We start from the raw sequence: 25,629 nt of genomic DNA, 5'->3' as shown, positions 1-25,629 counted from the left end.
AGAGATTCAATTCGCATTCCTCGGGTTTCACCTCTATTGGCGACAACACTGGGACATGGCAATGAATCAATTTTTAAGTTGTGTGCTGCCAAAGTTATCCTCTATTGAGCGACACTCTAGCAACGGTTATGAAGGTTCTGTTTCTTCTCTTGTAGAGCAAGACAGTCATCCTCTTCACAACTAGATATGTGGATTGAGCAAAATAGTTTCAAGGGATTATTTTCAATTATTTTTCCAATCCAATATTTTTCAATACCTTACAAATACAAAAAAGCACTATCCAAAGGACAGTGCTTTTTAAAATTTTAGTTTTTTGAGACGAAGCTATTTCGTTTTAGTTCAAGGAAGAGGCGCGGAGCATACGAATGTATGTGAGCACCTCTGACACAGAAATTAAGCGAAAGAGCGAAGTATCAAAGATACTAAACGTCTAGGTTAGCTACTTTCAGTGCGTTCTCTTCGATGAAGTTACGACGAGGCTCAACTTGATCACCCATTAGCGTCGTAAACAACAGATCAGCACCAACAGCGTCTTCGATCGTTACTTGCATCATACGGCGAGTTTCAGGATCCATTGTGGTTTCCCAAAGTTGATCTGGGTTCATCTCACCTAGACCTTTGTATCGCTGTAGGCTTAGACCACGACGAGACTCTTTCACTAACCAGTTCAGAGCTTCAACGAAGCTAGACACTTCTTGAGTACGCTCACCACGCTTAATGTAAGCGCCTTCTTCAATCAAGCCATCAAGAGCTTCAGACAAATCAGCTAACTTCGCAAACTCTTTAGAGTTAATCAGGTCAATGCTCAGTACGTGTTCATGAGTCACACCATGAGTACGAACCACAATCTTAGGAACGCTTAAACCTAATTCTTCGTGTTTTTCAACTTCAAGGCTGTATTGGCTTGCACCTACTTCTTTCGCATTTAGCTGCTCAACAAGCTGCTTACCCCAAGCTTCAACTGCCGCGTCATCATGACACTGCTCAGCAGTTAGACGAGGAACGTAAATCAGTTCGTGAACCAATGCGCGTGGGTAACGGCGGCTCATACGATCAACTAGCTTGATGCCTGCATTGTATTGCTGAACAAGCTTCTCTAAACCTTCACCTGCAAATGCTGGCGCTTCAGGGTTTACGTGCAGTTCTGCATTGTCTAAAGCTAAAGATACTTGATACTGGTTCATCGCATCTTCATCTTTAATGTACTGCTCTTGCTTACCTTTCTTCACTTTGTAAAGTGGTGGTTGAGCAATGTAGATGTAGCCGCGTTCAATCAGCTCTGGCATTTGACGGTAGAAGAACGTCAATAGCAGAGTACGGATGTGAGAACCATCGACATCGGCATCGGTCATGATGATGATGTTGTGGTAACGCAGTTTATCTGGGGTGTATTCGTCACGGCCAATACCACAACCAAGGGCTGTGATTAGCGTTGCTACTTCTTGAGAAGACAGCATTTTATCGAAACGTGCTTTCTCTACGTTAAGAATTTTACCTTTCAGCGGTAGGATTGCTTGGTTCTTACGGTTACGCCCCTGCTTAGCTGAACCGCCAGCAGAGTCTCCTTCCACAATGTATAGTTCAGACAGTGCAGGGTCTTTTTCCTGACAGTCAGCAAGCTTACCTGGAAGACCCGCTAAATCTAATGCGCCTTTACGACGTGTCATCTCACGAGCTTTACGCGCCGCATCACGAGCACGTGCTGCATCGATAATTTTAGAACAAACGATTTTAGCTTCACCTGGGTTCTCAATTAGGAACTCAGACAGTTTCTCACCCATCGTAGACTCAACGGCAGACTTCACTTCTGAAGAAACCAGCTTGTCTTTAGTTTGGCTTGAGAATTTAGGATCTGGCACTTTCACCGAAACAATCGCTGTCAAACCTTCACGAGCATCATCACCTGATGTTGAAGTCTTCGCTTTCTTCGAGAAGCCTTCTTTGTCCATGAAGCTATTTAATGTACGTGTTAGTGCACCACGGAAACCCGCTAAGTGAGCACCACCATCACGTTGAGGGATGTTGTTGGTGAAACAATAAATGTTTTCTTGGTAACCGTCATTCCATTGCATAGCAACTTCAACGGTAATACCGTCTTCACGCTCATGATCGAAATGGAATATTTTCTGAATAATCGGTGTTTTGTTGGTGTTTAAGTGCTCAACAAACGCTTGGATACCGCCTTCGTATTCGAAGTGATCCATTTTGTCTTCTTCGCGCTTATCAATTAGCTTAATTGACACGCCTGAGTTCAAGAATGATAGCTCACGTAGACGCTTAGCTAAAATGTCGTAATGGAACTCGATGTTAGTGAAGGTTTCTTCACTTGGCCAGAAACGAATCTCTGTACCTGTTTTATCCGTGTCACCGATAACTGCTAGTGGCGCTTGAGGCTCACCGTGGCTGTAGGTTTGAGTGTGGATTTTACCACCACGGTGGATAGTAAGAGTAACTTGCTTAGAAAGTGCGTTAACTACTGAAACACCAACACCGTGCAGACCACCAGATACTTTGTACGAGTTATCATCGAACTTACCACCAGCGTGAAGAACCGTCATGATTACTTCTGCTGCTGATACGTTTTCTTCTGGGTGCAATTCTGTTGGAATACCACGGCCGTCATCGCTCACAGACACAGAACTATCTTCATGGATAGTTACAATGATGTCATTACAGTGACCAGCTAGCGCTTCATCAATAGAGTTATCTACCACCTCAAAAACCATGTGGTGCAGACCGGTACCATCATCCGTGTCGCCAATGTACATTCCAGGACGCTTACGTACCGCATCCAGACCCTTCAGTACTTTAATACTCGATGAATCGTAATTATCTGACATAGTTACTCTCTGACTAATTATCCTTGCTCTATTTTGCCATGTTCCACATGAAACATCCTGCTATTTTCGTCATGCATATCTGCAATCTGATCAGCGGTAATAGAGCTTACAAAAACTTGAGCCTCGGTCGCCTTTAAGCACTCAGCAAGACGTGCGCGGCGTTGGCTATCTAATTCGGAAGCGAAGTCATCTATTAAATAGATACACTGCTTACCTGTCATTTGAGTGAGGTGTTGCCCTTGTGCTACTCGTAGCGCACACACCATCAACTTCAATTGACCTCGTGACAAGACATCTTCCACTGGAGTGCCGTTCACTTTTATCTTCAGATCCGCTTTGTTTGGCCCACTAAAGGTGTAACCAAGCTGCTGATCCCTTTCAAAATTCTTTTCTAATATCTCAGCGTATGGGGTGTCTTTGTCCCAGCCACGATAATAGTTAATCTTTATCTCAAACTCAGGAAGGAAGGTCGCACAGATTTCTTCGGCGACTTCTTTGAGCTGATCAACGTAGGTGGCACGCCACTGACTGATGCTTTCGGCTAAACGGGCCAGTTCTTGGTCCCAATAGCTCAGCTCTCGATAGTGCGTTGCCGTTTTCAATAAGGCGTTTCGCTGCTTATTGAGGCGCTTTACCCTACCCCAAGCATCATAGAAGCCCGACTCACTGTGGAAAACTCCCCAGTCAATGAATGCTCGGCGATGCTTAGGCCCATCTGTCAGTAAATCAAACCCTTCGGGGTGAATCAACTGCAAAGGTAAGACTTGAGCTAACTGAGCCAACTTTTGCCCAGTTTGACCGCTTATTTTAACCTTTGTCGTGCCATCGCGCTGCTTATTAATGCCAATTGGCAGCTCAAATTGATCCGAGGTCATAAAACGGCCATGCACAAACAGCTCACTACACTCATTTTGTATAATACGACCGGTGAGTGAACTCTTGAATGAGCGACCGTGTCCGAGCAAATACACCGCTTCAAGGACACTGGTTTTGCCGCTTCCGTTAGCCCCTATAAGAAAGTTAAAGCCTGATGACGGTTGAATGTCACAGGCTTCAATATTTCTAAACTGCTTAACGATTAAGCGCGATAAAGGCATAACGTCTTCATATTAATCTTCAATCACGACTCGATAGGTCAACATTTGGCAGCTTATAAGCGAATAGGCATAACAACGTACATCGCGCTGTCATCTTGTGCGTTTTCGATAAGAGCACTCGCATTTGCGTCTGACATTGAGATGCGAACCTGTTCACAACGCAGTGTGTTCAGAACATCCAATACGTAACTTACGTTGAAGCCAATCTCTAGTGCGTCGCCGTCGAAGTTAACATCGAGTACTTCTTCTGCTTCTTCTTGCTCTGGGTTGTTCGCTGTAATACGCATCTCACTATCAGCAAGGTTAACGCGAACACCACGGAATTTTTCATTGGATAGAATCGCAGCACGAGAAAATGCTGAACGTAATTCATCACAACCCGCTTCAAGCGTCTTGGTGGTATTTTGCGGCATTACGCGGCGATAATCAGGGAAACGACCATCAACCAACTTAGAAGTGAAGACATAGTTGTTCACTTCAGCACGCACGTTAGAGTTACCAATTTGCAGCGTTACTGGTTGTTCAGGTGCATCCAATAACTTCACTAGCTCTTGAACACCTTTACGAGGAACAATGATCTGCTTCTGAGCAAAATCTGCCCCTAGCTGTGCTTGAGATACTGCCATACGGTGGCCATCGGTCGCCACGCTGCGCAAGATAGAACCTTCAATCTCAAACAACATACCGTTGAGGTAGTAACGAACATCTTGGTTCGCCATTGAGAATTGTGTTTTCTCGATAAGACCGCGAAGTTCAGCTTGTGTCACTGACACTTCAACTTCGCTGCTCCAGTCTTCAATATTTGGAAAATCTGCCGCAGGTAATGTTGCTAATGAGAAGCGGCTACGACCAGAGCGAACCTGAATGCGGTCACCATCCAATACCACAGTAATCACTGAGTTATCTGGCAATCCACGACAGATATCCAGAAACTTACGTGAAGGTACGGTGATACTGCCCGCTTCGAAATCACCTTCAAGCGTTACACGGCTGATCAGTTCAACTTCTAGATCCGTCGCTGTCATCGACAACACGTTATCTTCTACTTTAATCAGTAGGTTTCCTAGAATTGGAAGCGTTGGCCTGCCACCGAGTGCGCCAGATACTTGTTGTAATGGCTTAATCAGATGACTACGTTCAATGGTAAATTTCATATCTTGCTCTTACGGTCTAAATGGCACTGCGTAATAGTACGTGGCCAAGATTCTGCTTATTAAGGTTAAGAATACTGTGTATTAAGAAGAAAGGGTACGAATCAAGTTCGAATAATCTTCTTTAATGTCGTGACTCTCTTCACGCAGCTGAGCAATCTTACGACAAGCATGCAGCACAGTTGTGTGGTCACGACCACCGAATGCATCGCCAATCTCAGGCAAACTGTGGTTTGTTAGCTCTTTAGCCAATGCCATCGCCAATTGACGTGGACGAGCAACTGAACGAGAGCGACGTTTAGACAATAGATCAGCGACTTTGATTTTATAGTACTCGGCTACTGTCTTCTGAATGTTATCAATGGTGACCAGCTTCTCTTGCAGTGCAAGTAGATCACGCAGTGCTTCACGCACAAAATCAATCGTGATCGGGCGGCCAGTGAAGTTTGCATTTGCAATAACACGGTTCAATGCGCCTTCCAGTTCACGAACATTAGAGCGTAAACGCTTGGCAATAAAGAACGCCACTTCATCCGCAAGGTGAATTTGGTGGTCTTCTGCTTTCTTCATCAAGATCGCAACACGAGTCTCAAGCTCTGGTGGCTCAATCGCTACCGTCAAACCCCAACCGAAGCGAGATTTAAGACGATCTTCTACCCCATTGATCTCTTTTGGATAACGGTCTGAAGTGAGGATGATCTGTTGGTTGCCTTCAAGCAGCGCATTAAAGGTATGGAAAAACTCTTCTTGAGAACGCTCTTTATTAGCAAAGAATTGGATGTCATCGATAAGCAATGCATCAACACTACGGTAGTAGCGCTTAAATTCTTCGATCGCGTTGTTTTGCAGTGCCTTTACCATATCCTGAACAAAACGCTCTGAGTGCATGTAAACCACTTTCGCATTCGGCTTATTATCAACAATGGCGTTACCCACCGCATGCAACAAGTGCGTTTTACCTAGACCAGTGCCGCCGTATAAGAACAACGGGTTGTAGGCTGTTCCTGGATTATCAGAAACCTGACGTGCCGCAGCCAAACCTAGTTGGTTAGACTTACCTTCAACAAAGTTGTTGAACTTATGTTTTGGGTTCACGTTTGAGCGGTGGTTAAGGTCAACCGCTACAGGCTCTTCATCACGCCAGTTATTATGGACAGGCTTGCGAGCTTGTAATTGCGCAGGTGCCGAAGACTCAGCGGCCACGTCGGCTGCAGTGCGAGTACGAGTCGGGGCCGGTGTCGCAGGCTTTGGTGCAATCACACGCTTGCTTCCCACTTCAAAATGAAGATGTGGGATATCGTTACCGCAATATTCTTGCAGTAAGCGGTTAATGCTATTTAGATACTTATCACGAACCCAATCGAGTACGAAACGGTTCGGGGCAAATAGAGTTAGAGTATTGTCATTGAGTTCCGCTTGTAACGGACGAACCCACATACTGAATTCTGTAGCTGGTAACTCTTCTTGAAGCTGTTGCAAACACTGCAACCAAAGCGAAGATGACACGGTGCCCTCACTCTATTTAAGTAATATGAAATGACTGCTAATTTTACCTGTTGATAAGTCAGATCACCAGCAATTGATCACAGTTCCAGTGAATAAGATCCAAGTTATTCACAATAAATTTGTAATTTATCGGTGGATCCACACATCTTGCCCCTAATTTACTCACACAATGATCCACTTATGCCCGGATCCTTGCTAGTTATCCCCAAATCGGGAATTCAATCTGGTTATGGTTAATAACATCTGGTTATTTATTCTATTGAGCATTTTCCCAGTAACATCCAATCCCATAAATATAAGGAGTTACCAAATGAATAACTGGATTAAGGCTGCAATTGCGGCTATCGCACTCTCTGCTGCTACTGTTCAAGCTGCGACTGAAGTTAAAGTCGGCATGTCTGGTCGCTACTTCCCATTTACTTTCGTTAAGCAAGACCAGCTACAAGGTTTTGAAGTGGATTTATGGGATGAGATCGGTAAACGTAACGACTACAAAGTTGAATACGTAACAGCTAACTTCTCTGGTCTGTTTGGTCTTCTTGAAACGGGTCGCATCGACACCATTTCAAACCAAATTACAATGACGGATGCACGTAAAGCGAAATACCTATTCGCAGACCCATACGTAGTAGACGGCGCACAAATTACCGTTCGTAAAGGTAATGACAGCATTAAGGGGATCGAAGACCTTGAAGGCAAGACGGTTGCAGTAAACCTAGGCTCAAACTTTGAACAACTGCTTCGCAGCTACGACAAAGATGGCAAGATCAATGTAAAAACCTACGATACAGGTATTGAGCATGATGTCGCACTGGGCCGTGCCGATGCATTCGTAATGGATCGCTTATCAGCACTAGAGCTTATCAAGAAGACTGGTCTACCATTACAACTAGCAGGACAGCCATTCGAAACCATTGAAAACGCTTGGCCTTTCGTGGACAACGATAACGGCAAAAAACTGCAAGCCGAAGTAAACAAAGCATTAGCAGCAATGCGCGCAGATGGTACGTTAGAAAGTATCTCTCAGAAATGGTTTGGTGCAGACATTACTCAGAAGTAATCACTCACTTTCACCATTCAAGGCCCACTGCTTTATACAGCGGTGGGCTTTTTGCTTTTGTGCACTGATTAAAAAACCTGATAGAACAGTACTTCCAAATAGAACAACACTTCCAATAAAAATACGAGATAGATTATGGGATTTGACTTTAATTACATGCTAGAGCTGTTGCCGATACTACTGAAGTATTTAGGCACCACGATGGAGATGGCGACTTGGGGCTTGTTCTTTGCTCTGATCCTGTCTCTGATACTGGCGAATATTCGTGTATTCAAAATCCCAGTACTTGACCAATTGAGCCAGCTGTACATTAGCTTCTTCCGAGGTACACCATTGTTGGTACAGCTGTTCCTCCTTTATTATGGCTTACCACAAGTATTCCCGTGGATGGTTGGGTTGGATGCATTCAGCGCCGCTGTGATTGGCTTAACCCTGCACTTTGCCGCGTATATGGCAGAAAGTATTCGTGCCGCGATTATCGGTATTGATCGCAGCCAAATGGAAGCCAGTCTTTCGGTAGGTATGACCACCAGTCAAGCCATGCGTCGCGTGATCTTGCCACAAGCAACTCGCGTGGCACTGCCATCATTGATGAACTACTTCATCGACATGATTAAATCGACTTCACTTGCATTCACCCTAGGTGTCGCCGAAATCATGGCTAAAGCTCAGATGGAGGCTTCTTCAAGTTTCCGCTTCTTCGAGGCTTTCTTAGCGGTGGCGCTGATTTACTGGGGCGTGGTGGTTATCCTCACTCGTATTCAAATCTGGGCCGAAGTGAAACTGAATAAGGCATATGTACGATGATCAAATTACAAAATATCCACAAGCAGTTTGGTGACACCGAAGTTTTGAAAGGGATCGACCTAGAAATCAAACAAGGTGAGATTATTGTCATCATAGGCTCAAGTGGTACTGGTAAGTCTACCCTGCTGCGTTGTGTGAATTTTCTAGAGCAAGCCGATCAAGGCACGATTTCGATTGATGACATCAAGGTAGATGCTCAGAAACACACTAAGGCGGAGGTGCTTGCACTGCGTCGTAAGACCGGTTTTGTATTCCAAAACTATGCACTGTTCGCTCACCAAACCGCGAGACAGAATATTGCTGAAGGTTTAATTACCGTTCGTGGTTGGAAAAAGCAGCAAGCCCATGAAAAAGCACAACAAATACTTGATGATATTGGCTTAGGTGATAAAGGTGATAGCTACCCAGCCGCGCTCTCAGGTGGCCAACAACAACGGGTGGGTATTGGCCGTGCAATGGCACTACAACCAGAGCTTTTACTGTTTGATGAGCCGACTTCAGCGCTCGATCCTGAGTGGGTTGGCGAAGTGCTTAACCTAATGAAAAAACTGGCAAATCAGCATCAAACTATGCTGGTGGTTACCCATGAAATGCAGTTCGCTAGAGAGGTCGCAGACCGAGTGATCTTCATGGCTGACGGTCATATTGTCGAGCAGGGATCTCCACAGGATATTTTTGGTAATCCACAGGATCCTAAATTAAAAAAATTCTTAAATAAGGTTGGGATCGACTAAGGATCCTTGTGATTTTAGTTATTCTACGTATAATCCCCCGACCGGAATTTTAGTTAACCCAATCATTGACACTTTTTGTGACAGTGATTACAATTCCGCCTCTTTGTTGAGAGGCGTCGGTTTTCCTTTCTTATATAAAGAAGAGAAAAAATGCCCACGCCGGGTTTAACAAAAACCTAAAACTACTGATCAGTAAGGTAATTACAATGAAACGCACTTTTCAACCTACAGTTCTAAAGCGTAAGCGTACTCACGGTTTCCGTGCTCGCATGGCTACTAAGAACGGTCGCGCAACAATCAATGCACGTCGTGCAAAAGGCCGTAAGCGTCTTTCTAAGTAATCTTTGATTATTTTGAATAAGCTAGCCTTCGGTCGGGAGTTACGCTTGTTAACTCCCGAACATTATCAAAATGTCTTCAAGCAAGCTCATCGAGCAGGCTCCCCTCATTTCACCATCATTGCCCGAAATAACTCTCTTTCAAATCCTCGTCTTGGATTAGCCGTTCCGAAAAAGCAGATTAAAACCGCCGTGGGTCGTAACCGATTCAAGCGTCTTACTCGTGAAAGCTTTCGTAACACTCAACACAAACTTCCTAACAAAGATTTTGTTGTAATCGCTAAGAAGAGCGCGCAAGATTTAAGCAATGAAGAAATGTTCAAGCTACTCGACAAATTATGGCTTCGCCTGTCTCGCCCTTCGCGTGGATAGCGCTAATACCCATCTATTTTTATAGATGGTTTATTAGTCCACTCATCGGCCCACGCTGCCGATTTACTCCAACCTGCTCTTTATATGCGATAGAAGCGTTGAAAGCTCACGGTTTTGTAAAAGGGTGTTGGTTATCAGGCAAACGTCTATTAAAATGCCATCCTTTGAACGAAGGGGGCTTTGACCCCGTTCCACCAGTCCAAAAACAAGACAGAGATAAATAACGATGGATTCTCAACGTAATATCCTGTTAATCGCATTGGCTTTGGTTTCTTTCCTACTGTTCCAACAATGGAACGTAGCTCAGAATCCAGCACCACAAGCGGTTGAGCAGGCACAATCTGGCAGCACCCTACCAGCGCCATCTTATGCAGATGATCTAGACCCGGCTCCTGGTCAAGTTGCTTCTTCTGCTAAAACTATCACAGTAACAACTGATGTACTGACTCTGTCAATTGATACGGTTGGTGGTGATGTCGTTAAAGCAAACCTAAACGATTACTCTGCTGAGTTCGATTCTGAAGATACGTTTGTTCTTCTTAAAAATGAACCAGGTCACCAATTTATCGCTCAAAGCGGTCTAGTGGGTCCTCAAGGTATCGATTTAAGCAGCACTAACCGCCCTAGCTACACGGTTTCAGCAGATAGCTTTACGCTAGCTGAAGGTCAAGATGAACTACGCATCCCAATGACTTACCAAGCGAACGGCCTTGATTACACAAAAACATTCGTACTTAAACGCGGCAGCTACGCGATTGACGTTGAATACGATGTAATCAACAACTCTGGCAATAACGCAACATTCGGCATGTACGCTCACCTACGTCAAAACGTTATGGATGACGGTGGTAGCCTAACAATGCCAACTTACCGTGGTGGTGCTTACTCTACGGAAGATACGCGTTACAAAAAATACAGCTTCGACGATATGCAAGATCGCAACCTGTCTCTTAACCTAGCAAACGGTCAAGGTTGGGCAGCGATGATTCAGCACTACTTTGCAAGTGCTTGGATTCCACGCGACGAAGCAGGCAGCAACCTTTACACTCGTGTCATTGGTAACCTTGGCGATATCGGTGTTCGCATGCCGAACAAGACCATTGCTACTGGCGACGAAGCAAGCTTCAAAGCAACGCTTTGGGTTGGTCCTAAACTTCAAGACCAAATGGCTGCTGTTGCACCAAACCTAGACCTAGTAGTTGACTACGGTTGGTTATGGTTTATTGCTAAACCACTTCATACTCTGCTTTCATTCATTCAAGGCATCGTTGTGAACTGGGGTCTGGCAATCATCTGTCTAACTTTCATCGTTCGTGGTGCTATGTACCCACTAACGAAAGCTCAGTACACGTCTATGGCGAAAATGCGTATGCTTCAGCCTAAGCTGACTGCAATGCGTGAGCGTATTGGCGACGACCGTCAACGCATGAGCCAAGAAATGATGGAGCTTTATAAGAAAGAGAAAGTAAACCCACTAGGTGGCTGTTTACCTATCCTTCTACAAATGCCTATCTTCATTTCGCTATACTGGGCACTAATGGAGTCTGTTGAACTGCGTCACTCACCGTTCTTCGGTTGGATTACTGACCTTTCAGCACAAGACCCATACTACATCTTGCCACTTCTGATGGGTGCTTCAATGTTCCTAATCCAGAAGATGAGCCCGACAACTGTAACGGATCCAATGCAGCAGAAGATCATGACCTTTATGCCGGTTATGTTCACATTCTTCTTCCTGTTCTTCCCTTCAGGTCTGGTTCTTTACTGGCTAGTATCGAACATCGTAACTCTGATTCAGCAAACGCTTATCTACCGCGCGCTGGAAAAGAAAGGCTTACATTCTAAGTAAGTTCGATAATAGAAAGAGATAAAGAAAGGCGACCAAAAGGTCGCCTTTTTGTTTTTAGCTGATTACAATTCAGCTAATTGATTAATCGTGAGCGCCCCTTTTTGGCTTTCACATGCTAGCAGGCACAACTATGACTACAGATACGATTGTTGCTCAAGCGACTGCACCCGGCCGTGGCGGCGTCGGTATTATTCGCGTTTCAGGCCCACAAGCAGCCCAAGTTGCGCTTGAAGTTACCGGCAAAGTGCTGAAACCACGTTACGCTGAGTACACCCCTTTTAAATCTCACGATGGTTTAGAGCTAGACCAGGGCATCGCGCTTTACTTCCCTAACCCGCACTCGTTTACCGGTGAAGACGTATTAGAGCTACAAGGCCACGGTGGCCCTGTGGTAATGGATATGCTCATCAAACGCATCCTCGCGATTCCAGGGCTACGCGCAGCACGCCCAGGTGAATTTTCGGAGCGTGCCTTCTTGAACGACAAGATGGATTTAACCCAAGCAGAAGCCATTGCCGACCTCATTGATGCCAGTTCAGAAGAAGCGGCGAAATCAGCCCTGCAATCGCTGCAAGGTGAGTTCTCAAAACGCATTAATACGCTGGTGGATTCTCTGATTCACTTACGCATCTATGTTGAAGCCGCTATCGACTTCCCAGAAGAAGAGATTGATTTCCTTGCTGACGGTAAAGTAAGTGCTGACTTACAAGCTATCATCGACAACCTCGAAGCGGTTCGCCAAGAAGCCAATCAAGGTGCCATCATGCGCGAAGGCATGAAGGTGGTGATTGCAGGTCGTCCTAATGCCGGTAAGTCGAGCTTACTGAATGCATTATCGGGTAAAGACTCCGCGATTGTGACTGATATTGCTGGTACCACGCGTGATGTACTGCGTGAACATATACATATTGATGGTATGCCACTGCACATTATTGATACCGCAGGCCTGCGTGAAGCCTCGGATGAAGTAGAAAAAATCGGTATTGAACGCGCTTGGGAAGAAATTGCCCAAGCCGATCGCGTTTTATTTATGGTCGATGGTACCACTACCGATGCAACCGACCCGAAAGATATCTGGCCCGATTTCGTTGATCGTCTACCGAATAATATCGGAATGACCGTGATTCGTAACAAAGCCGATCAAACAGGTGAAGATCTTGGAATTTGCCATGTTAATGATCCAACTCTGATTCGACTGTCAGCAAAAACGGGACAAGGCGTTGATGCACTACGTAATCACTTAAAAGATTGCATGGGCTTTGCTGGCGGTAATGAAGGTGGCTTCATGGCACGTCGTCGCCACTTAGATGCCCTAGAACGCGCATCTGAGCACCTAGATATTGGTCAGCAACAGCTCGAAGGCTATATGGCAGGTGAAATCTTGGCAGAAGAGCTACGTATAACGCAGCAACACCTTAACGAGATTACTGGTGAGTTCAGCTCCGATGACCTACTCGGCCGTATCTTCACCTCTTTCTGTATTGGTAAATAACCTTTAAAGGCTAGCTCATGCTGGCCTTTTTCTTTAGTAAGGACAGCTTAATGATCCACATTATTACAGGTAGCACCTTAGGTGGTGCTGAGTACGTTGGCGATCACCTTAATGATCTTCTTGAAGAACAAGGTCATGAGATAAGCCTTCATAATCAACCTGAATACAATGACATCCCCCAACAAGGTTTTTGGTTGCTGGTGACTTCTACTCATGGTGCTGGCGAATTTCCAGATAATATTAAGCCATTTATCGACGGACTGACCCAGCAATCTCCAGATTTAAGCCAGGTTCGCTTTGCTGTCGTAGCGCTTGGAGATTCGAGTTACGATACCTTCTGCTTGGCGGGTAAATCAGCCCACAGCCAGATGAAAGAGCTCGGTGCTCAACCTATTTGTGACTGTTTTACCATCGATGTATTGGAAACTCCGGTACCAGAAGACGCTGCAGAAGCGTGGTTTAACGATCATAGCGACCAGTTTTAACCTCTACCTTCTCTAAAAAAGCGGCTTATGCCGCTTTTTTTGTCTCTGAACAACGCGATTGTGAATAACTTTTTTTCAAAAACATCGAAAATTAGCGATCTATTTTCAATTTCTTCTGTGGATAAGATCATACATATACGGTGATTAACCTATAGTTATCCAAATAACAAGTTTTAGGTTAATTTCCTCCTGTGAATAAGTAGCTATTTTGATCCCAGCTAATCCTCATCCTGATCAAAGTTAGATCACATCATTTGATCCAAAAAAGATCCATGATCTCGTTGATCATTTTCGAGTTATCCACAGATGACCTCGATCCTAATAATAGATCTAATAAAAGATCTCCTTAAAGATCTTATCTATATTAATTAAAAACAGCTTTTTCGAAAAATCCCAAAAACGTTTTCTCAGGCTATGAAAACAGGTAGAATATCGCTCCTTTTTATCAATCTAGAAAACGTTTGAATACCTGAGGTCGGTTCATGCTTTATCACGAAAAATTTGACGTCATCGTTGTTGGTGGTGGCCATGCAGGAACGGAAGCCGCACTCGCATCTGCACGTACTGGTCAAAGTACGTTATTACTTACTCATAATATCGATACATTAGGACAAATGTCTTGTAACCCAGCTATTGGCGGGATCGGTAAGGGCCACTTGGTAAAAGAGGTCGATGCAATGGGTGGATTAATGGCGCAAGCTATTGATCATGCAGGTATTCAGTTCAGAACATTGAACGCATCAAAAGGCCCAGCAGTTCGTGCTACTCGTGCACAAGCTGACCGCGCACTTTACAAAGCTTTTGTTCGTAACGTTCTTGAAAACACGCCAAACCTGACTTTGTTCCAACAGTCGGTTGATGACTTGATCGTTGAACAGGATCAAGTGGTGGGTGTGGTAACACAGATGGGTCTTAAGTTCCGCGCAAGAGCTGTGGTTCTGACTGTGGGCACATTCCTAGGTGGAAAGATCCATATAGGTATGGAAAGTTCTTCTGGTGGTCGTGCTGGCGATCCACCATCGATCGCACTGGCTGACCGTCTTCGTGATCTTCCATTCCGAGTTGATCGCCTGAAAACAGGTACACCTCCTCGTATCGATGCGCGTAGCGTTGATTTTTCTGAGCTTGAGGTTCAGCACGGTGATAATCCGACGCCTGTTTTCTCGTTCATGGGTAGCCGAGCTCAACAACCTCGTCAAATTCCATGTTACATCACGCATACCAATGAAAATACGCATGACGTAATTCGCGCTAATCTCGATCGTAGCCCAATGTATGCGGGTGTTATTGAAGGTATTGGCCCTCGCTACTGTCCTTCAATTGAAGACAAAGTGATGCGTTTTGCTGACAAGAACAGCCACCAGATTTTTATTGAGCCTGAAGGTCTAACGACTCATGAGCTATACCCGAATGGTATCTCTACCAGTCTGCCTTTTGATGTACAGGTTCAAATTGTTCGTTCGATGAAGGGTTTTGAAAATGCTCATATCGTTCGCCCTGGCTATGCGATTGAGTACGATTTCTTTGATCCTCGCGACCTTAAGCTGACTTACGAAACTAAGTTTATCAAAGGTCTATTCTTTGCGGGTCAAATCAACGGTACCACTGGCTACGAAGAAGCAGCTGCACAAGGCTTAATGGCGGGTCTGAACGCGAGTTTGTTTACTCAAGGCAAAGAAGGCTGGAGTCCGCGTCGTGACCAAGCTTACATGGGCGTGCTTATTGACGACCTATCGACCATGGGTACCAAAGAACCTTACCGCATGTTTACGTCTCGTGCGGAATACCGTTTGCTGCTTCGTGAAGACAATGCTGATATCCGTTTGACTGAAAAGTCGCGTGAACTTGGCCTTGTCGATGACGCTCGTTGGTCTCGTTTCAACGAGAAGATGGAAAACATGGAGAAGGAGCGTCAACGTCTGAAAGAAACATGGATTAATCCAAAATCTGAAGATATTGATCAACTGAACCAAATTCTGAAAACACCGATGTCTCGTGAAGCGAGTGGTGAAGATCTTCTTCGTCGCCCGGAAATGACTTATTCACAGCTAACCGCACTGGATCGTTTTGGTCCTGCATTGGAAGATCAACAAGCGTCTGAGCAAGTTGAGATCCAAGTGAAGTACGATGGTTACATTCAGCGTCAACAAGACGAAATTGAAAAATCACTGCGTCATGAAAACACCAAACTGCCTGCTGATATCGATTACAGCAAGGTGAAAGGACTTTCTAACGAAGTGGTTCTTAAACTAACGACAGCTAAGCCTGACTCAATTGGTATTGCTTCGCGAATTTCAGGCATTACACCTGCAGCAATCTCAATTCTGTTGGTCTACTTGAAAAAACACGGCCTGTTGAAAAAGGGTGAGGAAGCATAATGAACGCATTACGCGAAAAACTGGATCACCTGATTGGCCAGACTGAACTTGAAGTATCTGAAAAACAACGTGGCCAATTGGTTGGCTACGTTGAGTTACTGAACAAGTGGAACAAAGCTTATAACCTAACATCTGTTCGTGACCCGCAAGAAATGATGGTGAAACATATCTTAGATAGCATCATTGTTAGCACTCACTTACAAGGTAAGCGCTTTATCGACGTTGGCACGGGACCTGGTCTTCCTGGGATTCCGCTCTCAATCATGAATCCAGACTGCGAGTTTTACTTGCTAGACAGCCTAGGTAAGCGTATTCGTTTTATCAAACAGGTGATTCATGAATTGGGTATCGACAACGTGGTACCGGTTCAAAGTCGCGTTGAGGAGTTTCAACCAGAAGAAAAGTTTGATGCAGTGCTCAGTCGCGCATTTGCGTCAATGACAGACATGGTAGAGTGGTGTCACCATTTACCTAAAGAGCAATCCGGTGTATTTTTGGCTCTTAAGGGACAACATCCTAGAGATGAAATCGACCTGTTACCTGAATGGTGTTCAGTGACAGACATTAAAGCTTTGCAAGTGCCAGAGCTTGATGGAGAGCGTCATCTAGTTACTTTATCGCGTCAGGGATAATCAGCGAGGCCATAGTGGGTAGAATCGTAGCAATTGCCAACCAAAAGGGTGGCGTAGGAAAAACAACAACTTGCATTAATTTGGCAGCATCAATGGCGGCAACAAAACGCAAGATATTGGTTGTTGACCTCGATCCTCAAGGTAATGCCACTATGGCGAGCGGTGTCGACAAGTATCAAGTTGAAGCAACTGCTTACGATTTGTTGGTTGAAGACACCCCATTTGATGAGGTAGTTTGCCGGAGTACATCTGGCAATTATGACCTCATCGCCGCTAACGGTGATGTTACTGCGGCAGAAATCAAGCTGATGGAAGTGTTTGCTCGTGAAGTTCGTTTAAAAAATGCACTCGAATCCATTCGCAATAACTATGATTTCATCTTTATTGATTGCCCACCTTCATTAAACCTTCTTACAATCAACGCGATGGCTGCGGCCGACTCCGTATTGGTTCCTATGCAATGTGAATACTTTGCTTTGGAAGGTTTGACTGCATTGATGGATACCATCAGTAAGCTAGCGGCTGTTGTAAACGAGAACCTGAAGATCGAAGGTCTTCTGCGTACTATGTACGATCCTCGCAACCGCTTATCGAACGAAGTATCTGATCAACTCAAAAAACACTTTGGTAGCAAAGTCTACCGAACTGTGATCCCTAGAAATGTGCGTCTGGCAGAAGCCCCGAGTCACGGCAAGCCAGCAATGTACTACGACAAATATTCCGCAGGAGCTAAGGCTTACCTTGCTCTTGCTGGCGAAATGTTGCGTCGTGAAGAAGTCCCAGTATAGGTCCAACCAAAGGAATTCGCTCAATGTCTAAGCGTGGTTTAGGAAAAGGGCTAGATGCATTGCTTGCAACTAGCTCATTGGCTCGTGAAAAACAGCAAGTTGCTTCTCATAGTCAGGCGTTGTCGGCTGATGGTGAGCTTATTGAACTGGCTGTTGGTTGCTTGAAGCCTGGTGTATATCAACCGCGTAAGGATATTGCGCCTGAAGCGCTAGAAGAGCTGGCAGCATCAATTCAATCTCAAGGCATTATCCAACCGATCGTAGTTCGCCCATTGGCGCACGACCAGTTCGAGATTATTGCTGGTGAACGTCGTTGGAGAGCGGCTCGTCAAGCTGGCCTTAAACAAGTGCCATGTTTGGTCAAGAGAGTCGAAGACAAAGCCGCTATCGCGATGGCGTTGATTGAGAATATTCAGCGTGAAGATCTGAATGTTATCGAAGAAGCACAAGCGCTAGAGCGCCTACAGAACGAATTTGAGCTGACACACCAACAAGTCGCTGATGTGATCGGTAAATCGAGAGCAACGGTGAGTAACTTATTACGTCTAAATCAGCTCGAAAATGAAGTGAAAGGTTTAGTTTCCAATAAACAACTGGAAATGGGGCATGCTCGAGCACTGCTTGCGCTTGAAGGTGATACCCAGGTTGAAGCTGCAAATACTGCGGCAACCAAAAAAATGACCGTGCGTCAAACTGAGCAACTTGTCAAAAAGTGTTTAAAACCAGACGTTGAAGCTGAATCGAAGTCTGAAGACACAGAAGCTATCGAACTTTCACGAAGACTCACGGAAAAATTGCAAGCAAACGTTTCAGTTACTCGTTCTGTTAGTGGTAAGTCAAAAGTAATAATTACTCTTGATGAGCCTCACAAATTAGAGCAACTTATTGCTAAACTAGAGTACTAAATGAGATAATTGATTTAGGTCAATTATGTAATAAAAAAGTGATTTCGTACAAAAGTTGTCGGTTTGTATGCAAAAATGTAAATGATTGCTGCGTTGTTGTTGCAATCAATTTGGCTGAACGTATAATTTTCGCCAATTTCTCGGCACGCTTTTAAGCGAGTGGTAAAGTGGGCTTAAAAGAGGAACGAATACATGGTAGCGGCGTTAGCAAGACCAGGACGAGTGCTTGCAAAGCAAATGTTATTGATCGAGCTTAGCGCGGTTATATTAGTGGCGGTAGGGTTAGGTTTAGCTGTTAATCCTGATTGGGGTTTTGCTGCATTAATCGGTGGCGGTATTTTTGTCATCGCGAATGTAGTGTTTTGTGTGTGTGCTTTCCTATTTTGTGGAGCTCGTGCAACTAAGTTAGTTGCGGCGTCGTTCTATGCAGGCGAAGCGCTAAAAATTCTAATCACAGTTCTACTATTCTCTATTGTCTACATGTATATGCAGGTGGAATTAATTCCCCTCAAACTGACCTATTTACTGGTTCTAGGTATTAATATCTTTGCGCCAGTGCTTTTCATTAACAATAAAAAATAGGATGAGTTATGGCTGCGCCAACAGCATCCGGATACATTGAACACCATTTACAAAACCTTTCTTTAGCTAAGTTTGGTCTTGTAGAGGAGACAAGTTTCTGGAACGTACATATAGACAGTCTGTTTTTTTCGGTGTTGACAGGGATGTTATTCCTTTGGGTTTTTCGCTCAGTCGCTAAGAAAGCAACAGTAGGTGTACCTGGTAAGCTTCAGTGTTTTGTTGAAATGGTAGTGGAATTCGTTGGTGACAACGTTAAAGAAACTTTCCATGGCCGCAACCCTCTGATTGCCCCACTAGCACTGACTATATTCTGCTGGATTATCATTATGAACTTGATGGACTTAGTGCCTATTGATTTCTTACCATATCCTGCAGAGCATTGGCTAGGTATCCCTTACTTGAAAGTGGTTCCTACAGCTGATGTAAATATAACAATGGCAATGGCTTTAGGTGTTTTTGCTCTGATGATCTACTACAGCATCAAAGTGAAAGGTCTAGGCGGATTTGCTAAAGAATTGGCACTGCATCCATTTAATCACCCAATCATGATTCCATTTAACTTGGTACTTGAGGTAATTTCGTTATTAGCGAAGCCACTATCTCTAGGTATGCGTTTATTTGGTAATATGTTTGCGGGTGAGGTGGTGTTTATTCTTATCGCGGCAATGCTACCGTGGTACTTACAATGGGTAGGTGCACTACCTTGGGCTATCTTCCATATCTTGGTTATTTTGATTCAAGCGTTTGTTTTCATGATGTTGACAATCGTTTACTTATCAATGGCTCATGAAGATAGTGATCACTAAAAAAAATTTTAAGCTTTATTCTAACTATTAATGTTAATCGGAGAACGTAAATGGAAACTGTACTAAGTTTTTCAGCAATCGCTGTTGCTATTATTGTTGGTCTTTGTGCCGTAGGTACTGCAATTGGTTTTGCTATTCTTGGTGGTAAATTCCTAGAAGGCGCTGCGCGTCAACCTGAAATGGCTCCAATGCTACAAGTTAAGATGTTCATCATCGCTGGTCTACTGGATGCTGTTCCAATGATCGGTATCGTAATCGCACTACTATTCACGTTTGCTAACCCATTTGTTGGTCAACTAGCAGGCTAATTAACTCTCAATAGTTAATTAAATTTTTGTAGTTGATTCTTAACGAGGGGTAGCTGTTGTGAATATGAACGCAACTCTGTTAGGTCAAGCAATTGCTTTTTCATTGTTTGTTTGGTTCTGCATGAAATATGTATGGCCACCAATCATGCAAGCAATTGAAGAACGTCAGAAAAAAATTGCTGACGGTCTAGTAGCCGCTGAACGCGCTGCTAAAGACTTGAACCTGGCACAAGCCAACGCTTCTGAGCAAATGAAAGAAGCAAAGCGCACTGCAACTGAGGTTATTGATCAGGCAAACAAACGTAAAGCTCAAATTATTGATGAAGCACGCGAAGAAGCTCAGGCAGAACGCCAGAAAATCTTAGCGCAAGCTGAAGCAGAAATTGAAGCAGAGCGTACACGTGCCCGTGATGACCTGCGCAAACAAGTCGCAACTCTGGCTATAGCTGGTGCTGAGAAAATCCTTGAGCGTACAATCGATAAAGATGTACACGATGATCTTCTTAACAACATTACTGCAAAACTTTAAAGCAAGGGGCTGTATATGTCTGATTTGACTACAATCGCACGCCCCTATGCTAAAGCAGCGTTTGACTTTGCGGTAGATAAAGGTGAGCTAGACCAATGGGGTCAGATGCTTACTTTTGCTGCCGAAGTGGCACAAAATGATGATGTTCATAATTTATTAAGCGGTTCTATGACTGCTGAAAAATTAGCTGAAGTATTCATTGTAATTTGTGGCGAACAATTTGATGAATTCGGTCAGAACTTAATTAAAGTGATGGCAGAGAATGGCCGCTTAATGGCTTTTCCTGATGTTTGTAAAGAGTTCTTTATACTCAAAAAAGAGTATGAGAAAGAGATCGACGTTGAAGTAACTTCAGCGGTTGAACTTTCTGAAGAACAATGCGCAGAGATCAGCAGCAAATTGGAACAGCGCTTAGCGCGCAAAGTTCAGCTGAATTGCAGTATAGATGAGACTCTACTTAGTGGAGTTATTATTCGAGCCGGAGACCTAGTCATCGATAACTCAGCGCGCAGTCGTTTAGACCGCCTGAGCGATGCATTGCAGTCTTAATGGGGATTGGAGCATGCAACTTAATTCCACTGAAATTAGCGATCTAATTAAACAACGTATTGAATCTTTCGACGTTGTTAGTGAAGCTCGCAATGAAGGTACTATCGTTTCTGTAAGCGATGGCATCCTTAGCATCCACGGCCTAGCGGACGTGATGCAAGGTGAAATGATCGAACTACCGGGTGGCCGTTACGCTCTAGCACTAAACTTGAACCGTGATTCGGTTGGTGCTGTTGTAATGGGCCCGTATGCTGACCTACAGGAAGGCATGAAAGTTACAGGTACTGGTCGTATTCTAGAAGTACCAGTAGGTCCTGAAATGCTTGGTCGTGTTGTAAACACGCTAGGTGAGCCAATTGATGGTAAAGGTCCAATCGAAGCTAAATTGACTTCGCCTGTAGAAATTATCGCACCAGGTGTAATCGACCGTAAATCGGTAGATCAACCTGTTCAAACTGGTTACAAGTCAGTTGACTCAATGATCCCTATCGGTCGTGGTCAACGTGAACTAGTAATCGGTGACCGTCAGACTGGTAAAACAGCAATGGCGATCGATGCGATTATTAACCAAAAAGATTCTGGTATTTTCTCTATCTACGTAGCTATCGGCCAAAAAGCGTCGACTATTGCTAACGTAGTTCGCAAACTAGAAGAGCACGGCGCACTAGCAAACACTGTTGTTGTTGTTGCATCTGCTTCTGAATCTGCAGCGCTGCAATACCTTGCACCGTATGCTGGTTGTGCGATGGGCGAATACTTCCGTGATCGCGGTGAAGATGCACTGATTGTTTATGATGATCTATCTAAGCAAGCTGTAGCTTACCGTCAAATCTCGCTACTACTTAAGCGTCCACCAGGTCGTGAAGCGTTCCCAGGTGATGTTTTCTACCTTCACTCTCGTCTACTAGAGCGTGCTGCTCGTGTAAGCGAAGCATACGTAGAAAAATTCACTAACGGTGAAGTGACAGGCAAGACTGGTTCTTTAACTGCTCTACCTATCATCGAAACGCAAGCTGGTGACGTATCTGCATTCGTACCAACGAACGTAATCTCGATTACTGATGGTCAGATCTTCCTACAAACTGAGCTATTCAACGCGGGCGTACGTCCAGCTGTTGACCCAGGTATCTCAGTTTCTCGTGTAGGTGGTTCGGCGCAGACTAAAATCATCAAGAAGCTATCTGGCGGTATCCGTACTGCTCTAGCTCAATACCGTGAACTTGCAGCATTTGCTCAGTTCTCTTCGGATCTTGATGAAGCGACTAAGAAGCAGCTAGACCACGGTCAAAAAGTTACAGAACTGATGAAGCAGAAGCAATACGCTCCTATGTCTGTATTTGACCAAGCTCTAGTAATCTTCGCTGCAGAGCGTGGATACCTTCAAGACGTTGAACTTTCTAAAGTTCTAGACTTTGAAGCTGCTTTACTGTCGTTTGCTCGTGGTCAATATGCCGATCTAGCAACACAGATCGACACAACGGGTGCTTTCAATAAAGAAATCGAAGCTGAGCTGAAGAAGCTTGTTGACGATTTCAAGGCAACCCAGACCTGGTAATTGGTAGGTGGTCTTAGGGCCACCTCATACCATTAACGGAGAGTAACGATGGCCGGCGCAAAAGAGATACGTAATAAAATCGGTAGTGTTAAAAGCACACAGAAGATTACGAAAGCAATGGAAATGGTAGCAGCTTCAAAAATGCGTCGTTCTCAAGACGCAATGGAAGCTACTCGTCCATATGCAGAAACAATGCGTAAAGTGATCGGTCATTTGGCTAATGGTAGCCTCGAGTATAAGCATCCTTATCTTGAGGAACGTGAAGCCAAACGTGTTGGTTACATCATCGTTTCTACAGACCGTGGTCTTTGTGGTGGTTTGAACATTAACTTGTTCAAAAAAGCCATGAACGACATGAAAGATTGGTCTGAGAAAGGTGCTGACGTTGAACTTGCAATTGTAGGTTCAAAAGCGACAGCATTTTTCAACAACAGCGGCGCGAAAGTAGCAGCTCAAGTTTCTGGTCTGGGCGATCGTCCAAGCCTTGAAGACTTGATTGGCTCTGTAAGCGTTATGCTGAAGAAATATGATGAAGGCGAATTAGATCGCCTGTTCGTAGTGTTCAACAAGTTTGAAAACACTATGGTTCAAGAACCAACGATCGATCAATTACTTCCTTTGCCTAAATCAGACAGCGAAGAAATGAAACGCAGTCATTCTTGGGACTACATTTATGAGCCCGAGCCAAAACCACTACTAGATGCACTATTGGTTCGCTATGTCGAATCTCAAGTGTACCAAGGTGTGGTTGAGAACCTTGCTTGTGAGCAAGCGGCTCGAATGATTGCAATGAAATCAGCAACAGATAACGCTGGTGACATTATTGATGACTTAGAACTTGTGTATAACAAAGCGCGTCAAGCGGCGATTACACAAGAACTTTCTGAGATCGTTTCAGGCGCAGCTGCGGTTTAAGCTTAGGTAAAACTAAATAGTTAGAGGATTAACGATGGCTACAGGTAAGATCGTACAGATCATCGGTGCGGTAGTCGACGTAGAGTTCCCACAGGGTGAAGTACCTCGTGTATACGACGCTCTGAATGTTAATGAAGTACAAGAACGTCTAGTTCTTGAAGTTCAGCAACAACTTGGCGGTGGCGTAGTTCGCGCAATCGTAATGGGTAGCTCTGATGGTTTACGTCGTGGTTTGACAGTTGAAAATACTGGCGCTCCAATCTCAGTACCAGTAGGTACTAAGACATTGGGTCGTATCATGAACGTCCTAGGTGACGCGATTGATGAGTGTGGTGAAATCGGTGCTGAAGAGCATTACGCAATTCACCGTGAAGCTCCAAGCTACGAAGAGCAGTCTAACGAGACAGCTCTTCTAGAAACTGGTGTTAAAGTAATCGACTTGATTTGTCCATTCGCTAAGGGTGGTAAAATCGGTCTATTCGGTGGTGCTGGTGTAGGTAAGACCGTTAACATGATGGAACTTATCAACAACATCGCACTTCAACACTCAGGCCTATCTGTATTTGCAGGTGTAGGTGAGCGTACTCGTGAAGGTAACGATTTCTACTTTGAGATGCAGGAAGCAGGTGTTGTAAACATCGAAAAACCTGAAGAATCAAAAGTAGCGATGGTTTACGGTCAGATGAACGAGCCACCAGGTAACCGTCTACGTGTTGCACTGACTGGTCTAACAATGGCAGAGCGCTTCCGTGACGAAGGTCGTGACGTTCTACTGTTCGTTGATAACATCTACCGTTACACACTAGCAGGTACTGAAGTATCAGCACTTCTAGGTCGTATGCCTTCTGCGGTAGGTTACCAACCTACACTAGCTGAAGAAATGGGTGTTCTACAAGAGCGTATCACGTCAACTAAATCTGGTTCTATCACGTCTGTACAGGCGGTATACGTACCAGCGGATGACTTGACTGACCCGTCTCCAGCAACAACGTTCGCTCACTTGGATGCAACGGTTGTACTTAACCGTAACATCGCATCTATGGGTCTATACCCAGCGATCGACCCGCTAGATTCTACTTCACGTCAACTGGATCCATTGGTAGTTGGACAAGAGCACTACGACATCGCTCGTGGCGTTCAGTCTACTCTTCAGCGCTATAAAGAGCTGAAAGATATCATTGCTATCCTAGGTATGGACGAGCTATCTGAAGAAGATAAGCAAGTTGTATCTCGTGCTCGTAAGATTGAGAAGTTCCTAACTCAGCCTTACCACGTAGCGGAAGTATTTACAGGTGACCCAGGCGTTTACGTACCTCTTAAAGAGACTCTACGTGGCTTCCAAGGTCTTCTATCTGGTGAATACGATGACATTCCAGAGCAAGCGTTCATGTACTGTGGTGCAATTGACGAAGCTATCGAGAATGCTAAGAAGCTATAAGGCTAACTAGGAGGCGATATGGCAGCAATAACCTTTCACCTAGACGTTGTAAGCGCAGAGAAACAAATTTTCTCAGGCCTTGTTGAGACGTTTCAGGTGACCGGTAGTGAGGGTGAGCTTGGTATTTTCCATGGTCATACTCCACTGCTGACCGCTATCAAGCCTGGTATGGTGCGTATTGTTAAGCAGCACGGCCACGAAGAAATCATTTATGTTTCTGGTGGTATGGTAGAAGTTCAGCCTGGTACAGCGACTGTACTGGCTGATACAGCTATCCGTGGTGAAGAGCTAGACGCAGCAAAGGCGGAAGAAGCTAAACGCAAGGCTGTGGAGAATATCCAAAATCAGCATGGCGACATAGACTTCGCACAAGCGGCCGGTGAACTGGCTAAAGCCATTGCTCAGTTACGAGTTATCGAACTGACAAAACAGCGTCGCTAATCTTTTATAAGATTATAGACTCTGAGATAAAGGCGACCTAAGGGTCGCCTTTTTGCATTTCTAGATTCTCAA

At 44.6% G+C, this 25,629-nt stretch carries 27 protein-coding genes; 23 read left to right on the top strand and 4 right to left on the bottom strand.

Features of this window, described 5'->3' with window-relative positions; translation table 11 throughout:
• Positions 1–61: 61 nt before the first annotated feature.
• Positions 62–184, top strand: a complete 123-nt coding sequence (locus ACED45_RS14230) for a hypothetical protein (protein WP_277814230.1) — start codon at positions 62–64, stop codon at positions 182–184.
• Positions 185–422: 238 nt separating this feature from the next.
• Here the strand turns inward: ACED45_RS14230 and gyrB are convergent, their stop codons facing one another.
• From gyrB to dnaA, 4 genes are all read right to left on the bottom strand, one after another.
• Complete coding sequence (gyrB, locus tag ACED45_RS14225; protein ID WP_371714298.1) at positions 423–2,840, bottom strand: DNA topoisomerase (ATP-hydrolyzing) subunit B; 2,418 nt, start codon at positions 2,838–2,840, stop codon at positions 423–425.
• A gap of 17 nt (positions 2,841–2,857) precedes the next feature.
• Positions 2,858–3,937: a DNA replication/repair protein RecF gene (gene recF / locus ACED45_RS14220; protein WP_371714297.1), complete on the bottom strand. Its 1,080-nt coding sequence runs from the start codon at positions 3,935–3,937 to the stop codon at positions 2,858–2,860.
• 53 nt (positions 3,938–3,990) lie between these two features.
• Positions 3,991–5,091, bottom strand: a complete 1,101-nt coding sequence (gene dnaN / locus ACED45_RS14215; RefSeq protein ID WP_017058809.1) for a DNA polymerase III subunit beta — start codon at positions 5,089–5,091, stop codon at positions 3,991–3,993.
• An 81-nt stretch (positions 5,092–5,172) separates the two neighbouring features.
• Entirely contained in the window at positions 5,173–6,594 is a 1,422-nt protein-coding gene (gene dnaA, locus ACED45_RS14210; RefSeq protein ID WP_086712393.1) for a chromosomal replication initiator protein DnaA, read from the bottom strand.
• 310 nt (positions 6,595–6,904) lie between these two features.
• On the opposite strand from dnaA, the gene ACED45_RS14205 reads away from it, so the two are divergent.
• The 22 genes from ACED45_RS14205 (at position 6,905) to ACED45_RS14100 (ending at position 25,557) form a co-directional block, all read left to right on the top strand.
• Entirely contained in the window at positions 6,905–7,654 is a 750-nt protein-coding gene (locus tag ACED45_RS14205; protein WP_146492798.1) for an amino acid ABC transporter substrate-binding protein, read from the top strand.
• A 135-nt stretch (positions 7,655–7,789) separates the two neighbouring features.
• A complete protein-coding gene (locus ACED45_RS14200; protein ID WP_009848134.1) occupies positions 7,790–8,461 on the top strand; it encodes an amino acid ABC transporter permease in 672 nt (223 codons plus the stop codon).
• Positions 8,458–9,195 carry an amino acid ABC transporter ATP-binding protein gene (locus ACED45_RS14195; protein WP_060983465.1) on the top strand — a complete coding sequence of 246 codons (738 nt, stop codon included), beginning with the start codon at positions 8,458–8,460 and terminating at the stop codon, positions 9,193–9,195. Before ACED45_RS14200 ends, ACED45_RS14195 begins: the two co-directional genes overlap by 4 nt.
• Before the next feature lie 206 nt (positions 9,196–9,401).
• Entirely contained in the window at positions 9,402–9,536 is a 135-nt protein-coding gene (gene rpmH, locus ACED45_RS14190; protein ID WP_004735800.1) for a 50S ribosomal protein L34, read from the top strand.
• A gap of 45 nt (positions 9,537–9,581) precedes the next feature.
• Positions 9,582–9,905 (top strand): ribonuclease P protein component, encoded by a 324-nt coding sequence (gene rnpA / locus ACED45_RS14185; protein ID WP_017055478.1) that lies wholly within the window; start codon positions 9,582–9,584, stop codon positions 9,903–9,905.
• Entirely contained in the window at positions 9,872–10,129 is a 258-nt protein-coding gene (gene yidD, locus ACED45_RS14180; protein WP_004735802.1) for a membrane protein insertion efficiency factor YidD, read from the top strand. The genes rnpA and yidD overlap by 34 nt, the downstream gene beginning before the upstream one ends.
• Positions 10,130–10,131: 2 nt before the next feature.
• Positions 10,132–11,754, top strand: coding sequence for a membrane protein insertase YidC (gene yidC / locus ACED45_RS14175; RefSeq protein WP_060983466.1), 1,623 nt, complete (start codon positions 10,132–10,134; stop codon positions 11,752–11,754).
• Positions 11,755–11,884: 130 nt separating this feature from the next.
• Positions 11,885–13,246: a tRNA uridine-5-carboxymethylaminomethyl(34) synthesis GTPase MnmE gene (gene mnmE / locus ACED45_RS14170; RefSeq protein ID WP_029235098.1), complete on the top strand. Its 1,362-nt coding sequence runs from the start codon at positions 11,885–11,887 to the stop codon at positions 13,244–13,246.
• 50 nt (positions 13,247–13,296) lie between these two features.
• Positions 13,297–13,731, top strand: a complete 435-nt coding sequence (mioC, locus tag ACED45_RS14165; protein ID WP_146492797.1) for an FMN-binding protein MioC — start codon at positions 13,297–13,299, stop codon at positions 13,729–13,731.
• 482 nt (positions 13,732–14,213) lie between these two features.
• On the top strand, positions 14,214–16,109 hold the full coding sequence (gene mnmG / locus ACED45_RS14160; protein ID WP_146492795.1) for a tRNA uridine-5-carboxymethylaminomethyl(34) synthesis enzyme MnmG: 1,896 nt from the start codon (positions 14,214–14,216) through the stop codon (positions 16,107–16,109).
• Positions 16,109–16,741: a 16S rRNA (guanine(527)-N(7))-methyltransferase RsmG gene (gene rsmG, locus ACED45_RS14155; protein ID WP_371714296.1), complete on the top strand. Its 633-nt coding sequence runs from the start codon at positions 16,109–16,111 to the stop codon at positions 16,739–16,741. Before mnmG ends, rsmG begins: the two co-directional genes overlap by 1 nt.
• Before the next feature lie 14 nt (positions 16,742–16,755).
• Positions 16,756–17,529: a ParA family protein gene (locus tag ACED45_RS14150; RefSeq protein WP_019825554.1), complete on the top strand. Its 774-nt coding sequence runs from the start codon at positions 16,756–16,758 to the stop codon at positions 17,527–17,529.
• Positions 17,530–17,552: 23 nt separating this feature from the next.
• Positions 17,553–18,434, top strand: coding sequence for a ParB/RepB/Spo0J family partition protein (locus ACED45_RS14145; protein WP_371714295.1), 882 nt, complete (start codon positions 17,553–17,555; stop codon positions 18,432–18,434).
• A 192-nt stretch (positions 18,435–18,626) separates the two neighbouring features.
• Positions 18,627–19,016 carry a F0F1 ATP synthase subunit I gene (locus tag ACED45_RS14140; RefSeq protein ID WP_060983471.1) on the top strand — a complete coding sequence of 130 codons (390 nt, stop codon included), beginning with the start codon at positions 18,627–18,629 and terminating at the stop codon, positions 19,014–19,016.
• An 8-nt stretch (positions 19,017–19,024) separates the two neighbouring features.
• Complete coding sequence (gene atpB / locus ACED45_RS14135; RefSeq protein WP_009848124.1) at positions 19,025–19,822, top strand: F0F1 ATP synthase subunit A; 798 nt, start codon at positions 19,025–19,027, stop codon at positions 19,820–19,822.
• A gap of 50 nt (positions 19,823–19,872) precedes the next feature.
• Positions 19,873–20,130, top strand: a complete 258-nt coding sequence (gene atpE / locus ACED45_RS14130; RefSeq protein ID WP_004411110.1) for a F0F1 ATP synthase subunit C — start codon at positions 19,873–19,875, stop codon at positions 20,128–20,130.
• A gap of 58 nt (positions 20,131–20,188) precedes the next feature.
• Positions 20,189–20,659, top strand: a complete 471-nt coding sequence (gene atpF / locus ACED45_RS14125) for a F0F1 ATP synthase subunit B (protein WP_010433231.1) — start codon at positions 20,189–20,191, stop codon at positions 20,657–20,659.
• A gap of 15 nt (positions 20,660–20,674) precedes the next feature.
• A complete protein-coding gene (gene atpH, locus ACED45_RS14120; RefSeq protein ID WP_048618352.1) occupies positions 20,675–21,208 on the top strand; it encodes a F0F1 ATP synthase subunit delta in 534 nt (177 codons plus the stop codon).
• Between the two features lie 13 nt (positions 21,209–21,221).
• Positions 21,222–22,763, top strand: coding sequence for a F0F1 ATP synthase subunit alpha (gene atpA, locus ACED45_RS14115; protein WP_010433235.1), 1,542 nt, complete (start codon positions 21,222–21,224; stop codon positions 22,761–22,763).
• 48 nt (positions 22,764–22,811) lie between these two features.
• Positions 22,812–23,678 (top strand): F0F1 ATP synthase subunit gamma, encoded by an 867-nt coding sequence (gene atpG / locus ACED45_RS14110; protein WP_016794171.1) that lies wholly within the window; start codon positions 22,812–22,814, stop codon positions 23,676–23,678.
• A 34-nt stretch (positions 23,679–23,712) separates the two neighbouring features.
• Complete coding sequence (gene atpD, locus ACED45_RS14105) at positions 23,713–25,116, top strand: F0F1 ATP synthase subunit beta (protein WP_048610850.1); 1,404 nt, start codon at positions 23,713–23,715, stop codon at positions 25,114–25,116.
• A gap of 18 nt (positions 25,117–25,134) precedes the next feature.
• Positions 25,135–25,557, top strand: coding sequence for a F0F1 ATP synthase subunit epsilon (locus ACED45_RS14100; protein WP_004735742.1), 423 nt, complete (start codon positions 25,135–25,137; stop codon positions 25,555–25,557).
• Positions 25,558–25,629 lie beyond the last annotated feature (72 nt).

It is taken from the genome of Vibrio crassostreae (assembly GCF_041439375.1).
GTDB lineage: Bacteria > Pseudomonadota > Gammaproteobacteria > Enterobacterales > Vibrionaceae > Vibrio > Vibrio crassostreae_D.
This window is presented reverse-complemented; position numbering and strand designations above follow the sequence as displayed.

Bases quoted from the DNA above. Each gene is read 5' to 3' on its own strand.
- gyrB (WP_371714298.1), bottom strand. From the start codon at position 2,840: ATGTCAGATAATTACGATTCATCGAGTATTAAAGTACTGAAGGGTCTG.
- ACED45_RS14200 (WP_009848134.1), top strand. From the start codon at position 7,790: ATGGGATTTGACTTTAATTACATGCTAGAGCTGTTGCCGATACTACTG.
- ACED45_RS14195 (WP_060983465.1), top strand. From the start codon at position 8,458: ATGATCAAATTACAAAATATCCACAAGCAGTTTGGTGACACCGAAGTT.
- mioC (WP_146492797.1), top strand. From the start codon at position 13,297: ATGATCCACATTATTACAGGTAGCACCTTAGGTGGTGCTGAGTACGTT.
- ACED45_RS14140 (WP_060983471.1), top strand. From the start codon at position 18,627: ATGGTAGCGGCGTTAGCAAGACCAGGACGAGTGCTTGCAAAGCAAATG.
- atpA (WP_010433235.1), top strand. From the start codon at position 21,222: ATGCAACTTAATTCCACTGAAATTAGCGATCTAATTAAACAACGTATT.
- atpD (WP_048610850.1), top strand. From the start codon at position 23,713: ATGGCTACAGGTAAGATCGTACAGATCATCGGTGCGGTAGTCGACGTA.
- yidD (WP_004735802.1), top strand. From the start codon at position 9,872: ATGGCTTCGCCTGTCTCGCCCTTCGCGTGGATAGCGCTAATACCCATC.
- atpE (WP_004411110.1), top strand. From the start codon at position 19,873: ATGGAAACTGTACTAAGTTTTTCAGCAATCGCTGTTGCTATTATTGTT.
- mnmG (WP_146492795.1), top strand. From the start codon at position 14,214: ATGCTTTATCACGAAAAATTTGACGTCATCGTTGTTGGTGGTGGCCAT.
- recF (WP_371714297.1), bottom strand. From the start codon at position 3,937: ATGCCTTTATCGCGCTTAATCGTTAAGCAGTTTAGAAATATTGAAGCC.
- ACED45_RS14230 (WP_277814230.1), top strand. From the start codon at position 62: ATGAATCAATTTTTAAGTTGTGTGCTGCCAAAGTTATCCTCTATTGAG.
- atpG (WP_016794171.1), top strand. From the start codon at position 22,812: ATGGCCGGCGCAAAAGAGATACGTAATAAAATCGGTAGTGTTAAAAGC.
- mnmE (WP_029235098.1), top strand. From the start codon at position 11,885: ATGACTACAGATACGATTGTTGCTCAAGCGACTGCACCCGGCCGTGGC.
- rpmH (WP_004735800.1), top strand. From the start codon at position 9,402: ATGAAACGCACTTTTCAACCTACAGTTCTAAAGCGTAAGCGTACTCAC.
- yidC (WP_060983466.1), top strand. From the start codon at position 10,132: ATGGATTCTCAACGTAATATCCTGTTAATCGCATTGGCTTTGGTTTCT.
- ACED45_RS14100 (WP_004735742.1), top strand. From the start codon at position 25,135: ATGGCAGCAATAACCTTTCACCTAGACGTTGTAAGCGCAGAGAAACAA.
- atpH (WP_048618352.1), top strand. From the start codon at position 20,675: ATGTCTGATTTGACTACAATCGCACGCCCCTATGCTAAAGCAGCGTTT.
- atpB (WP_009848124.1), top strand. From the start codon at position 19,025: ATGGCTGCGCCAACAGCATCCGGATACATTGAACACCATTTACAAAAC.
- rsmG (WP_371714296.1), top strand. From the start codon at position 16,109: ATGAACGCATTACGCGAAAAACTGGATCACCTGATTGGCCAGACTGAA.
- ACED45_RS14205 (WP_146492798.1), top strand. From the start codon at position 6,905: ATGAATAACTGGATTAAGGCTGCAATTGCGGCTATCGCACTCTCTGCT.
- dnaN (WP_017058809.1), bottom strand. From the start codon at position 5,091: ATGAAATTTACCATTGAACGTAGTCATCTGATTAAGCCATTACAACAA.
- ACED45_RS14145 (WP_371714295.1), top strand. From the start codon at position 17,553: ATGTCTAAGCGTGGTTTAGGAAAAGGGCTAGATGCATTGCTTGCAACT.